Origin of the sequence: Streptacidiphilus sp. P02-A3a (genome assembly GCF_014084105.1) — a bacterium.
GTDB lineage: Bacteria > Actinomycetota > Actinomycetes > Streptomycetales > Streptomycetaceae > Streptacidiphilus.
This window is the reverse complement of sequence record NZ_CP048289.1, coordinates 7,169,120-7,181,624: the sequence shown is the minus strand read 5'-3', so window position 1 is coordinate 7,181,624 and position 12,505 is coordinate 7,169,120. Positions and strand designations below refer to the sequence as shown.

Sequence of the window (12,505 nt, the reverse complement as noted above, 5' to 3'; positions counted from 1 at the left end):
TCCCGCCGTCCGCCTTCGGTACGGCTGCGGCCACGACCCGGGAGGCGCCCTAGTAGGTGATGATGACGTGGGAGTCGCGCTTGGTGATGACGTTGCCCGGGGGTAGTTCCGCGAGCGGGGTGGTGGCCGGGTAGACGGTGAACTCGGGGATGTTGGTGCGGTCCTTGCCCCAGGCGGCGATGACAGCGGTCAGCCGCTGTGTCAGCGCCGCGGCGTCGGGGCCGTGGGCGGCGACGCCGAGTTCCCCGGTGGGCGCCTCGGCGTCGCGGCGACGGAAGGTCAGGTAGGCCACGCTGCTGCCTTCGGCCAGGCAGGCGGTGCGGACTGGGACAGCCGGCCCGGCCAGTCCTGCTTCCACTCCTTCGGGGGTGACCTCGATCCGGCAGGTCGCCGGGTCGGTGGCGGCCAGGCGCAGCCATACGCGATCGAAGGCCTCGGGGCCGGTGGTCACGCCGGTGTCGGTCCTGATCGGCTCGCTGTCGAGGACGCCCAGCAGGGCGACGGGGTCGACGTCCTGATCAACGTCCCAGTACAGGCGGGCGCGGCCCCACGGGTCGATGTCGGCGGAGCGCTCACCGGTCTCGCCCATCACGGGAACGGGTCCGCACGGTTCGGCGCCGGAGGAGACCAGGTCCGTGCCGCAGTGCTCCAGGGCGACGGTGCAGGTGGTTCCCCGGAGGCGCAACGGCAGCACCATCCACCCTCCGGGGCGCACTTGCCGCCACCAGGCGGAGAGCACGTCCCAGGCTCCGACCGTGCTGATCAGCCGGTCGAAGACGCGTTCCTTGGGGTCTCCGCAGGAGTCGCCCGCGGTGAGGACCTCCACGTTGGCGACGCCGTTGGCGGCGAGGTTCCCGGCAGCCCGGTCGCTCATCTCGCGATCGATGCCGACGGTCACGACCTTCCCGCCGCCGGAGAGGGTACTGAGCAGCGCGGCGCTGTAGCCGGTGCCCGCGCCGATCTCCAGGATCGTGTCACCGGGCGTCACGTCGAGTTGCTGGAGCAGGCCGGGGACCAGGGTGGGGTCGGAGGCGTCGTCGAGGTCGGCCCCGGGCAGGTAGGCGTGACGCGGGACGGCACGGATGGCGTCCTCCAGGTACTGCGGCAGGTCGGGGCGGACGGAGCGGATGGCATCCAGGAAAGGGGAGTTGAGGTCGTTGCCGGCGGTGTCGAGGGCGCTCACGTGGCTTCTCTCTTCGGATGTGGTGCCGAGCAGGGGGCGGCGGGGCCGGGAGCCGGCCGTGTGCCGTTGCGGTCGCGCCTACAGGTGGGGCACCTGGGCGGCGAGGTCGATGCTCCCGGCGTTTCGGGTGACACGCCGGGTGACCTGTATGAGCCCGGCCCAGTCGGGGCGCGGCTCGGCGCGCGGGACGGCCGCGCTCAGCGTCAAGGAGGACAAGGAGGTCTCCTGCCACATCGGTCCGAGCGAATCCAGATCTTGCTCAAGTCGCATGTCGCATACACCAAACGCCTGTTGACGATGCATAGGCAAATGGGTCGATGATTCTCGCCATAGTCAGAATGCTCCTCATTCTTCCTGTGCGCAAGCTGCGTCACGGTATCTGCGAATATGCATATGCTGGGCTTGTGTGGCGTCCGCGTGGCCACGGTTGCGAGTGGCGCGTAAGCCCATCCAGCAGGCAAACTGACGACAGAACATCCGGGAGGGCAAGAGAGATGGCCGCACCTGTACCGACAGTCCGCCGACGTCAACTCGGCGCTGAGCTGCGCAAGCTTCGGGAGAGCAAGAAGCTGCTGCTGGAGGACGTGGAGCAGGGGACAGGCATAGACGCGGCCAAGCTCTCCCGGCTGGAGACCGCCAAGAACGCCGCGAAGCTCCCCGACGTCGAGCGGCTGCTCGACTTCTACGGGTTCGAGGGCGACGGTCGGGAACTGCTGCTCGCCCTGGTCAAGGAGGGCGGCCAGCGCGGCTGGTGGCTGGCCTACCGGGACCGGCTCTCGCAGTTCAACTGGGACCTGGTCACGCTGGAGGACGGCGCATCACGCATCCTCGCCTACCAACAGGGCCTGCTCCACGGTCTGCTGCAGACGTCGGCGTACGCGCGGGCCGCCATCGGAGCGACCCGACTGGAGGACCGGGGCACGCCGGTCGACTCGCAGATCGAGATCCGGATGGCGCGTCAGTCGGTGCTGACCAAGCCGAACCCGCCGAAGTTCTGGAGCGTGATCCACGAGTCCGCGCTGTCGGTCAGCCTCGCTGAGCCGTCAGTGATGCGCGACCAGCTCGATCGCCTGCGGAACCTGTCGCAGCTGCCGAACGTCGAGATCCAGATCATGCCCGCGTCGGCGGCGCCGCACCCGGGCCTGGCGGGGTCCTTCACCGTCCTCGGCTTCTCCGAACGACACGACCTCGACGTGGTCCACACGGGAGGGTTGCTGAACGCCAGCTACATCGAGGACCGGGACGAAGTCGAGCTGTACGCCAGCGCGTTCCAGAAGGTCACGGCCGAGGCCATGCCACTGGAAGCATCGCTCCGTTTCATCACCGAACAGAGGGACAAGATCAGTGAGTAAGTTCATCAACGACGCCTCCACCCTGCCCGTCGCCTGGACGAAGGCCGCCGCGTCGGGCAACGACAACGACTGTGTCGAGCTCGCCTCGCTCGACGGGGCCGTGTTCATCCGGGACTCCAAGAACCCGACCGGGCCCGCACTCTGCTTCACCCCGTCCGAGGCGAGTGCCTTCCTGGCCGGTGCGAAGGCCGGCGACTTCGACCACATCTGAGCGACCGGCACCACACCGAGGCCCCGCCCGGGCCCCGTCAGGGTGTCCGGGCGGGGCCGCGACGGACCGCAGGGGCGGACGGTCCGGGCGGTGGGTCGCCCGGAACGCCGCCCCTGCGGGGTGCTGCTTACTGACGACCGATCAGTTCACACTGAGGTCGTCGGCGAAGACGTTGCCCTGGCCGTACCAGCCGTGGACGTACACGGTGACGGTACCGCTGGAGCCGGTGGTGAACGGAACCTTGAGCTGGGTCCAACCGCTGGCGCTGGTCCAGGTGCTGGCGGTGGCACCGCCGCTGACGCCGAGGTAGGCGTAGTTGCCCTGTACCCAACCGCTCAGCGTGTAACTGGTGTTGGCTTTCAACGCGAGCGTCTGATCGCACTCACCGGTTGTGGAGGAACTCGCAGCTACCTGGAGTGCGTAACTGCCGGAGTGCACCGGTGAGGTCACCACGGCGCTGCCGGTCTGGCAGGTCCATGGACTCAGACTGCCCGTCTCGAAGCCACCGTTGACCAGCGCGCCAGTGGTCGGCGGGGGGGTCGTCGGCGGAGCCGTGGTGGGCGGAGCGGTGGTCGGCGGAGCGGTCGTGGGCGGAGCCGTGGTCGGCGGCGCCGTGGTGGGCGGAGCGGTCGTCGGCGGCGCGGTCGTCGGCGGGGCAGTGGGGGTGCCCGTCGGCGGGGCCGGGCAGGAGCTGGCCGAGCCGTTGAAGTCGGTCACCGCGTCGTTGAACAGCGTGGTGGCCGGGTCCAGGTCGTACAGCGAGAACATCATGACCCCGCCGAGGCCGTTGCAGTGCGCGTAGTCCGCCCTGGCCTGGATCGACTGGGCGTCCTCACCGCCGTAGAAGTTCGTCCCGTCGTAGAAGTACGCGGAGTCCGTCAACGGGTCCCAGTACTGGTCCGCCGGGTTGGCGACGGTGCTGCTGATCTCCTTGTACATGGCCACGCCCGGCACGTCACCGGAGTAGGTCATCCCGGCCGACGCTCCACTCGCGGTCTGGTACAGACCGTGATCGGAACCGGCTGGGACGCCGGTCCAGCCTCGGTAGTAGAACGGTAGGCCGAGGTTCAGCTTGCTGGCCGGGAAGCCGCCGGGTATGCCGTAGGACGAATCGCCAACTGTCCAGGCACGGACGGCGTTGTCGATACTGAAGGTCTCCTTCCCAGGCGCTACCGGCGCCTCCGGCGAGTTGGGGTTGGCGTACAGGGGGTCCTGTTCGTCAGTGGGACCGGTGGCGTTCCAGGCGCCGTACATGTCGTAGCTCATCAGGTCGGCGAAGTTCAGGTACTGGCCGATCTGGTTCGTCTGGATCGCCGCGATGTTGTCCTGGCCGGCCGGCAGGGCCGCGGTCAGGTCGTAGGTCTTGCCGTCGGTCGTGCCCTGGGTGTTCAGCTCGCTGCGGAACTCAGCGAGCAGCGCCGTGTAGTTGGCCGTGTCGGCAGCCGAGTAGTGGTTGCCGAGGTGCCCGTTGGCGGTGCCCGGGTACTCCCAGTCGATGTCGAAGCCGTCGAAGATGCCCTTGGCGGTTCCGTTGCCGCCGAAGCCGCCCTCGACCGGCAGGTTGCCCTCGATGAACATGCTGATGCAGGAGGACACGAACTTCTGCCGGGACGCGGCGGTGGCCGCGACGTCGGAGAAGTACTTGGAGTAGGTCCAGCCGCCGATGGACAGCAGGATCTTCAGGTTGGGGTACTTCGCCTTCAGCTCCTGGAGCTGGTGGAAGTTGCCCGCGATCGGCTGGTTGTAGACGTCGGCGACACCGTTGACCGCGTTGGCCGCGGAGTACTCGGTCTGGTAGTCGGCGGTGGCGTCCTCGGCCCCGTCGCCCGCGTTCGGGTCGTTCTCGCCGGCCGGGTCGGGGTCCGTGGCCTTGGTGTTCTCGAAGCAGGTGAGGTTGGTCGGGTCGATGTTCTCGAAGTCGTAGATCAGGTAGTTGGTCTTGCCCGCGATCCCCTCGGTGTCCAGATCCTTGGGGTAGAACTGGTTCGCGTAGATCGACCACTGGTCGTAGTAGGCGACCTTGATCCCGCCACTGGTGGGGGCGGCGCCGGTGGTGTTGGTAGCGGCCGTGGCCGCCCCGGCGGTGGTGCCGAGCATCGAGGTGGCGAGTCCGAACACGGCAATCACCGCCCCGGTGAGCGTCAATCCAATCCGTCTGGAACGTGGCACAGTTCGACCTCCGATAGTCAGGTACCCGTCACCTTAGAGATTGGTATGGACCAGCTGCGGCGTCAAGGGTCTGGACCAATTCGGCCTGACGTCCCGTCAAAATGGCTGATGGAAGGGGTGTTGGAGTTTCAGGGCATCAGGTTACGAACCGTCAGGAGTCTTAAGGTTCTCTTGGGTTTGCCATCAGCCGGTCGCGATTCCGACCTCGGCGCAGGCGCGTCGCAACAGCCCCACGCCCTCGACCAGTTGGCTGGTTCCGGCGGTACCGGAGTAGCTCAGTCGCAGGTGCGGAGCCGGGGACTCGGCGGCGAAGTAGGCGCGGCCGGGGGTGACCGAAACGCCCAGGCGGTGCGCGGCCGCCGCCAGTTCCCCGCCGTCGCTGCCCTCGGGCAGCCGCAGCCACAGGTGGTACCCGCCGAGTCCGATGTGACTGGGCATCAGCAAAGGTGTAAGGGAGGCGAGTTGGCCGACAATGGCACGGCGGCGCTGCTCCAGTGCGGCGGCCACCCGGCGCAGGTGGCTGCGCCAGGCGGGGGCCACGACCAGTTCCAGTGCCGCCTCCTGGAGCGGGCGCGGGACGAAGAAGCCGTCGACCACCTGCGCCGCCCGCAGCCGGTCCCAGGCCGGGCCGCGCGCGGTGAGCGCGCCCACCCGCAGACTGGGCGAGGTGGTCTTGGTCAGCGAGCGGATGTGCACCACCACGCCGTCCGGGTCGTCCGCCGCCAGCGGGCGCGGCGGGGCCGGCGCGTCCGCGTGGACCAGCCCCCGGGCGAAGTCGTCCTCGACCACGAAGGCCCCGGCGGCGCGGGCGACGGCCAGCACCTCCGGCCTGCGGGCGGCCGAGAGCACCGCGCCGGTCGGGTTCTGGAACAGCGGCTGGCAGACGAACACCCGCGCCCCGGTGGCCGCGAAGGCGTCGGCGAGCAGGTCGGTGCGCACCCCCTCCGCGTCCACCGGCACCGGCACCGGGCGCAGGCCCGCCGCCCGGGCCACCGCCAGTACCCCCGGGTAGGTCGGCGACTCGACCAGCACCGGCGCCCCGGGCGCCGCGAGCGAGCGCAGCGCCGTGGTCAGCGCGGCCTGGCCGCCGCCGGTGACCAGTACGTCGGAGGCGGTGAGCGGCTGCCCGGTGGAGCCGCCGCCGCTGACGTCCTCGGCGAACCAGGCGCGCAGGTCCGGCAGGCCCTCGGCCGGGGGGCGGCCCCAGACGCCGGGGCGGCGTCCGGCCCGGGCCAGGGCCGCGGCCATCGCCTGCTCGGGTTGCAGCGAGGGGTGCAGATAGCCGTTGTTGAGGTCGATCACGTCGGCGGCCGGCAGCGCCAGCATGGACAGCACGGCGCCGGCGCCCACGCCGCGCGCCCCCTCGTCGGCGCTCAGCGCGAGCTCCTGCCAGGAGACGTCCCCGGTCGGGGCCGCCGGACGCCGGGGCTCGGCCCGGAACACCCCCGCGCCCGGGCGGGAGTCCAGCAGGCCCTCGGCGGCCAGCACCGCGACCGAGCGGGAGAGGGTGACCGGGCTCACCCGGTACCGGGCCACCAGCTCCCGGCTGGACGGCAGCCGCTGGCCGATGGAGTAGCGCTCAAGCTCGGATCGCAGCATGCCTACGAGTTCAGCCACACTGCTACTCTGTTTCATGAAGGAACATGATAGCGCTACTGTGATCCCATCGATAGCGGAAAGCGGGGGCCTGCTGACCGCCGGGCTGGGGGTGCTGCTCTTCTCCCTCAGCTTCCCGGCGACCGACTGGGCCCTGAGCGGCTTCGGGCCGTGGGCGGTGACCGGGCTGCGCGGCCTGCTCGCCGGGCTGTGCGCGCTGGCCTGCCTGCTCGGCGCCCGGGTGTCGCTGCCGGACCGGCGGCACTGGCGCGGACTGGCCGTGGTGGCCGGTGGCTGCGTGATCGGCTTCCCGCTGCTGACCGCGCTCGCGTTGCAGACCTCCAGCAGCGCGCACACCGCCGTGGTCACCGGCGTACTGCCGCTGGTCACGGCGGCGGTGTCGGCGCTGCTGACCGGGGCCCGGCCGCCGCGCCGGTTCTGGGCGGCGGCGCTGGCGGGCGCGGCCGTGGTGGTCGGCTTCGCGCTGCTGCAGAACCACGGGCGGCCGACCGCCGCCGACCTCTGCCTGCTCGCCGGGCTCGCGGTCTGCGCGGTCGGCTACGCCGAGGGCGGGCGACTGGCGAAGGAACTGCCCGGGTGGCAGGTGATCGGCTGGGCGGTGGTGCTGGCGATGCCGGTCTCCGCCGCGATCGCGCTCCCGGCGCTGGCCACCGAGCCCGCCCACGCCACCGCCAAGGCGCTGACCGGGCTGGTCTACGTGGCGGCGGCCTCGCAGTTCGGCGGTTTCGTGCTCTGGTACCGGGGGATGGCCGCGATCGGGGTGCCCCGGGCCAGCCAGTTGCAGCTGGCCCAGCCGCTGCTCACGCTCGGCTGGTCGGCGCTGCTGCTGGGCGAACGGCTGACCCCGGTGCTGCTGCTGGCGGCGGTGGCGGTGCTCGGCTGCATCGCGGTGACCCAGCGCGCGGGCCGGGCGGCCCCGGTGCGGACGGTGGGGCCGCTGCCGGTGGCCGCGTCTCAATCGGCGGATGGCTGATTCCAGCAGGTGGGCGGGCTGGTTAGGGTGGTCGGGGGGCACGGCGCCGCGCGGGGGGCGCCGCGTCCACCGCGCTGATCGGGTCGGCCTGCGCCCCGGCCCGATCCGCGGGCGCGGCCGCCGCGCGGTCCGGACGCGCGGGTGCGAAACGGAAAACATGCGAATGCGCACCGAAACATGCGGGATTATGGGCGGGACGCTCCGACACACGGACGCCCCGGTCAGCGCGGGTGCCCGCCCGGCGGACGTCGCCGTCAGGACGCCCCCGTCAGGACGCGCCCGTCAGGACGCCCGTCACGCGGATGCCTCAGCAAAGGACGTAGCCCGCCATGCGCACCGCCGCCGTCATCGGTACCGGTCTGATCGGCACCTCCGCCGCGCTAGCCCTGACCGCGCGCGGAATAACCGTGCACCTGCGGGACGCCGACCCCGACGCCGCCCGCACCGCCGCCTCGCTCGGGGCGGGCACCACCGACGACCCGGAGGGCCCGGTGGACCTGGCGGTGATCGCGGTCCCGCCCCCGCTGATCGCCACGGTGCTCGCCGACTGCCAGCGGCAGGGCCTGGCCCGCGACTACACCGACGTCGCCAGCGTGAAGTCCGGACCGCGCGCCGACATCGCCGCGCTGGGCTGCGACACCACCCGCTTCATCGGCAGCCACCCGATGGCCGGGGCCGAGCGCACCGGCCCGCTGGCGGCCCGGGCCGACCTGTTCGAGGGGCGTACCTGGGTGCTCACACCCACCCCGGACACCTCCACCGACACCCTGAACGCCGCGCTGGAGCTGGTCGCGCTGTGCGGGGGCGTACCGGTGGTGATGGACGCCGCCGCGCACGACCGCGCGGTCGCGCTGGTCTCGCACGCCCCCCAGCTGCTGTCCAGCCTGGTCGCCGCCCGGCTGGAGCACGCCGAGGAGAACGCCGTCCGGCTGGCCGGTCCGGGGATCCGGGACACCACCCGGATCGCCGGGTCGAACCCGCGGATGTGGGTGGAGATCCTGAGCGCCAACGCCGGGGTGGTCGCCGACATCCTGGAGGAGCTGGCGGCCGACCTCGACGGTGCCGTCGCCGGGCTGCGCTCGCTGGAGGCCGCCGACGAGGGCAAGCGCCGCGAGGGCGCGGACGCGGTCGGGGACGTGCTGCGGCGCGGCAACGCGGGCCGGGCCCGGATCCCCGGCAAGCACGGCGCGCCGCCCACCCGGTACGAGACGGTGGCCGTCCGCATCGGCGACCAGCCGGGCGAGCTGGCGCGGCTGTTCGCCGAAGCCGGGCGGGCCGGGGTCAACATCGAGGACGTGCTGATCGAGCACTCCACCGGCCAGCAGGCCGGGCTGGTCCAGCTGATGGTCGCGCCCCAGGCCGCGCCGCTGCTGACACAGGCGCTGCGGGATCGGGGCTGGGGGGTCCGCACGGACCGGTAACCTTGGTGGTGACCCCTGCCGCCACGCCACAGAGAAGGACCTCCACCGTGGAAACAGCCGACCGCTCGGATGCCCCGGTGATCGTCGTCCTCGACGGCCCCGCCGGCACCGGAAAGTCCACCGTCTCCCGCGAGATCGCCGCCCGGCTGGGCCTCAGCTTCCTCGACACCGGCGCGATGTACCGGGCGATGACGTACTGGCTGCTGCAGAACGGCGTGGACGTCGACGACGCCGAGGCCGTCGCGCTGGCCTCGGCCAAGCCGGTGGTGCGCTCCGGCACCGACGCCGCCGGTCCCACCATCACCGTGGACGGCGTGGACGTGTCCGGGCCGATCCGGGGCACCGAGGTGACCTCCGCCGTCAGCGCCGTCTCGGCGGTGCCCGAGGTCCGGGCCCGGATGGTCGAGTTGCAGCGCCACTCGGCCGAGGAGGCGCCGGTCGGGATCGTCGCCGAGGGCCGTGACCTGGGCACCGTGGTCTTCCCCGGCGCCGTGCTGAAGGTGTTCCTGACCGCCTCCGCCGGGATCAGGGCCACCCGCAGGGCCGCTCAGCTGGGCGTCACCGAGCCCACCGGGGTCGCCGAGATCCTGGCCGACATCGAGCGCCGCGACGCCGCCGACTCCGGCCGGGCGGCCTCGCCGCTGGCCAAGGCCGCCGACGCGGTCGAGGTGGACACCACGCTGATGACCCCGGAAGAGGTCATCACCCGGATCATCGGCCTGGTGCGCGAGCGCGCTGCCGTCCCGGCGAGCTAGCGCCCCGCGCGGCCCGCCCGCGGCCCGGCTCCGGCCCGGCCGCACCCCCATTGAGCTTTGAGCGCCCTCCTGGGCGACGACGAACGAGAGTTGGCACGGGTACATGAGCAACGAGATCGTCGGCGGCAACGCCGACCACGGCGACCTGGACGCGGCGGACTACGCCGAGTTCCTGGCGCTGGCCGCCGAGGAGGGTTTCGACCCGGAGGACCTCGGCAGCCTGGACGGCCAGGGCCCGATGCCGGTGCTCGCCGTCGTCGGCCGCCCGAATGTCGGCAAGTCGACCCTGGTGAACCGGATCATCGGCCGCCGCGAGGCCGTGGTCGAGGACCGGCCCGGCGTCACCCGCGACCGGGTCGAGTACGAGGCCACCTGGAACGGCCGCCGCTTCAAGCTGGTCGACACCGGCGGCTGGGAGATCGACGTCTTCGGTCTGGACGCCATGGTCGCGGCCCAGGCCGAGCTCGGCATCCAGAACTCCGACGCGGTGCTGTTCGTGGTGGACACCAACGTCGGCGCGACCGACACCGACGAGGCCCTGGTCAAGCTGATCCGCAAGTCCGGCAAGCCGGTGGTGCTCTGCGCCAACAAGGTCGACGGGATGTCCGGCGAGGCCGACGCGGCCATGCTCTGGTCGCTCGGCCTCGGCGAGCCGTACTGCGTCTCCGCGCTGCACGGCCGCGGCTCCGGCGACCTGCTGGACGCCATCCTGGACAAGCTGCCGCCCGCGCCCGAGCAGACCTTCGCCTCCGAGATCGTCGGCGGACCGCGTCGGGTCGCCCTGATCGGCCGCCCCAACGTCGGCAAGTCCAGCCTGCTGAACAAGGTCGCCAAGGAGGACCGGGTCGTCGTCAACGAAGTGGCCGGGACCACCCGCGACCCGGTCGACGAGCTGATCCAGCTCGGCGGCAAGACCTGGAAGTTCATCGACACCGCCGGTATCCGCCGCCGGGTGCACCAGACCGCGGGCGCGGACTTCTACGCCTCGCTGCGCACCGCCGCCGCGCTGGAGAAGGCCGAGGTCGCGGTGGTGCTGATCGACGCCAGCGAGACCATCGCCGAGCAGGACACCCGGATCATCACCATGGCCGTGGAGTCCGGCCGGGCCGTCGTCGTCGCCTACAACAAGTGGGACCAGATCGACGAGGAGCGCCGCTACTACCTGGAGCGGGAGATCGAGCAGGACCTGGTGCAGGTCCAGTGGGCCCCCCGGGTCAACGTCTCGGCGCTGACCGGACGGCACATGGAGAAGCTGGTCCCGGCCATCGAGACGGCGCTGGAGGGCTGGGAGACCCGGATCCCGACCGCCCGGCTGAACGCCTTCCTCGGCGAGCTGGTCGCCGCCCACCCGCACCCGGTGCGCGGCGGCAAGCAGCCCCGGATCCTGTTCGGCACCCAGGCCGGCGCCAAGCCGCCGCGCTTCGTGCTCTTCGCCTCGGGCTTCATCGAGGCCGGCTACCGGCGGTTCGTGGAGCGCCGGCTGCGTGAGGAGTTCGGCTTCGTCGGCACGCCGATCTCGATCAGCGTCCGGGTGCGGGAGAAGCGGGGACGCAAGTAGCCGCCCGGGCCAGTTCGGCCCGGTAGTCCGGCAGGTCGATGCCGCTGCTGACCTTCTTGCCCAGTTCGAGCATCTGGTTCATGAAGAACGGCCTGCTCAGCAGCGTGTTGCGGAAGCGGATGCCGGTGGCCGTGGCGGGGGCGAGGAACTTCCCGGTACGGTCGCCGCCCTTCTGGCAGCCCTGGGCGTAGCCGCGCAGCACCTGCTCGTACCGGGTGAACGCCGCCCGGTGGTCGCCGTTCGCCCGGGCCAGCTCACCGGCCAGCACGTAGGCGGCGACCACACCGGTCCCGGTGCCCATGCCGCCGATGGTGGCGCCGCAGGCCGCGTCGCCGACCAGGCCGATCCGCCCCCGGGACCAGCTGTCCACGTCCGCCCGGCTGATCGAGTCGAAGTACAGCTCCGGGGCCCGGCGCAGCGAGTCGAGCAGCCGCGGCACCTCCCAGCCGAGACCCGCGAAGGCGTCCGCGATCAGCGCCTTCTGCTGCTCCGGGTCGTGCCGGTCGTACTCCAGCCGGGGCGCGGTGAAGACGAAGAAGGCGCCCGCGCGCTCCGGATCCCGGGGGTCGACGCCGACGCTGGCGAGCCGACCGGGCGTGTTGTAGCCGACCGAGCCCTGGCCGGGCCGCAGGCCGAGGTAGTTGGGCAGCTGCCAGGTGGCCGCGTAGTACCCGAGGTGGCTGACGAAGCGCTCCTCCGGGCCGAACGCGATCCGGCGCACGTTGGAGTGCAGCCCGTCGGCGCCGATCACCAGGTCGAACTCGCGGGTGGCGGCGTGCCGGAAGTCGACCCGGACCCCGGTGCCGGTCTCGGTGAGCGCGGTGACCGAGTCGCCGAAGAGGTACTCGGTGGTCGGCAGGCTGTGCCGGTAGAGCGCCCGGGCCAGGTCACCGCGCCTCACCTCCACCTCGCCGCCGGTGAAGTCGGGCGGCAGATGCAGCAGTTGGCGGCCGTTCCGGTCCACGAAGCGGGTCGCGCCGCCGCCGGTGGCTATCGACCGCAGCTGCTCCAGCACACCCATCCGCTCCAGCACGGTCAGGTGCGTCTCGCCGCGGAAGTCGACGGCCTGGCCGCCCTCGCGCAGGGCGGGGGCCAGCTCGACCACGGTGGGCTTGAACCCGTACTGCCCCAGCCAGTAGGCGAGGGCCGGTCCGGCGATGCTGGCACCCGAGATGAGGACGTTCCCGCTCATGTACACCACTCCCCAGAAATTGTGTCCGGCGGACGCTGATTGCTGTTGTGTACGGTAGACGCAGTTCTGCGGGG

At 71.7% G+C, this 12,505-nt stretch carries 11 protein-coding genes; 6 read left to right on the top strand and 5 right to left on the bottom strand.

The genetic code is table 11. The annotated features are described in order from the left end of the window. Positions 1-49: 49 nt before the first annotated feature. On the bottom strand, positions 50-1,183 hold the full coding sequence (locus GXP74_RS30075; RefSeq protein WP_182454366.1) for a methyltransferase domain-containing protein: 1,134 nt from the start codon (positions 1,181-1,183) through the stop codon (positions 50-52). A gap of 78 nt (positions 1,184-1,261) precedes the next feature. After that, positions 1,262-1,399: a hypothetical protein gene (locus GXP74_RS30070; protein ID WP_182454365.1), complete on the bottom strand. Its 138-nt coding sequence runs from the start codon at positions 1,397-1,399 to the stop codon at positions 1,262-1,264. Between the two features lie 278 nt (positions 1,400-1,677). Between GXP74_RS30070 and GXP74_RS30065 the strand changes: the two genes are divergently transcribed. Together GXP74_RS30065 and GXP74_RS30060 are read left to right on the top strand one after the other, a co-directional pair. Further along, positions 1,678-2,535, top strand: a complete 858-nt coding sequence (locus GXP74_RS30065; RefSeq protein ID WP_182454364.1) for a helix-turn-helix transcriptional regulator — start codon at positions 1,678-1,680, stop codon at positions 2,533-2,535. Beyond that, positions 2,528-2,746, top strand: coding sequence for a DUF397 domain-containing protein (locus GXP74_RS30060; protein WP_225448303.1), 219 nt, complete (start codon positions 2,528-2,530; stop codon positions 2,744-2,746). Before GXP74_RS30065 ends, GXP74_RS30060 begins: the two co-directional genes overlap by 8 nt. A gap of 141 nt (positions 2,747-2,887) precedes the next feature. On the opposite strand, the gene GXP74_RS30055 is transcribed toward GXP74_RS30060, so the two are convergent. After that, on the bottom strand, positions 2,888-4,864 hold the full coding sequence (locus GXP74_RS30055) for a glycosyl hydrolase family 18 protein (RefSeq protein ID WP_225448302.1): 1,977 nt from the start codon (positions 4,862-4,864) through the stop codon (positions 2,888-2,890). Between the two features lie 234 nt (positions 4,865-5,098). After that, positions 5,099-6,550 (bottom strand): PLP-dependent aminotransferase family protein, encoded by a 1,452-nt coding sequence (locus GXP74_RS30050; RefSeq protein ID WP_182454363.1) that lies wholly within the window; start codon positions 6,548-6,550, stop codon positions 5,099-5,101. On the opposite strand from GXP74_RS30050, the gene GXP74_RS30045 reads away from it, so the two are divergent. The 4 genes from GXP74_RS30045 to der all read left to right on the top strand — a co-directional run bounded on the left by GXP74_RS30045 (position 6,549) and on the right by der (position 11,239). After that, on the top strand, positions 6,549-7,505 hold the full coding sequence (locus GXP74_RS30045) for a DMT family transporter (protein ID WP_182454362.1): 957 nt from the start codon (positions 6,549-6,551) through the stop codon (positions 7,503-7,505). The genes GXP74_RS30050 and GXP74_RS30045 overlap by 2 nt on opposite strands. 329 nt (positions 7,506-7,834) lie before the next feature. Then, a complete protein-coding gene (locus GXP74_RS30040) occupies positions 7,835-8,926 on the top strand; it encodes a prephenate dehydrogenase (protein ID WP_182454361.1) in 1,092 nt (363 codons plus the stop codon). Between the two features lie 47 nt (positions 8,927-8,973). Beyond that, the gene (gene cmk, locus GXP74_RS30035; RefSeq protein ID WP_182454360.1) at positions 8,974-9,681 is read left to right on the top strand and encodes a (d)CMP kinase; all 708 of its coding nucleotides are present in this window, start codon (positions 8,974-8,976) and stop codon (positions 9,679-9,681) included. Between the two features lie 103 nt (positions 9,682-9,784). After that, on the top strand, positions 9,785-11,239 hold the full coding sequence (der, locus tag GXP74_RS30030; protein ID WP_182454359.1) for a ribosome biogenesis GTPase Der: 1,455 nt from the start codon (positions 9,785-9,787) through the stop codon (positions 11,237-11,239). Here der and GXP74_RS30025 read toward each other — a convergent pair. Further along, positions 11,202-12,431 (bottom strand): FAD-dependent monooxygenase, encoded by a 1,230-nt coding sequence (locus GXP74_RS30025; RefSeq protein WP_182454358.1) that lies wholly within the window; start codon positions 12,429-12,431, stop codon positions 11,202-11,204. The genes der and GXP74_RS30025 overlap by 38 nt on opposite strands. Positions 12,432-12,505: the final 74 nt, after the last annotated feature.

Coding starts and splice junctions, on each gene's coding strand:
- GXP74_RS30045 (WP_182454362.1), top strand. CDS start 6,549: ATGAAGGAACATGATAGCGCTACTGTGATCCCATCGATAGCGGAAAGC.
- der (WP_182454359.1), top strand. CDS start 9,785: ATGAGCAACGAGATCGTCGGCGGCAACGCCGACCACGGCGACCTGGAC.
- GXP74_RS30065 (WP_182454364.1), top strand. CDS start 1,678: ATGGCCGCACCTGTACCGACAGTCCGCCGACGTCAACTCGGCGCTGAG.
- GXP74_RS30025 (WP_182454358.1), bottom strand. CDS start 12,431: ATGAGCGGGAACGTCCTCATCTCGGGTGCCAGCATCGCCGGACCGGCC.
- GXP74_RS30040 (WP_182454361.1), top strand. CDS start 7,835: ATGCGCACCGCCGCCGTCATCGGTACCGGTCTGATCGGCACCTCCGCC.
- GXP74_RS30050 (WP_182454363.1), bottom strand. CDS start 6,550: ATGAAACAGAGTAGCAGTGTGGCTGAACTCGTAGGCATGCTGCGATCC.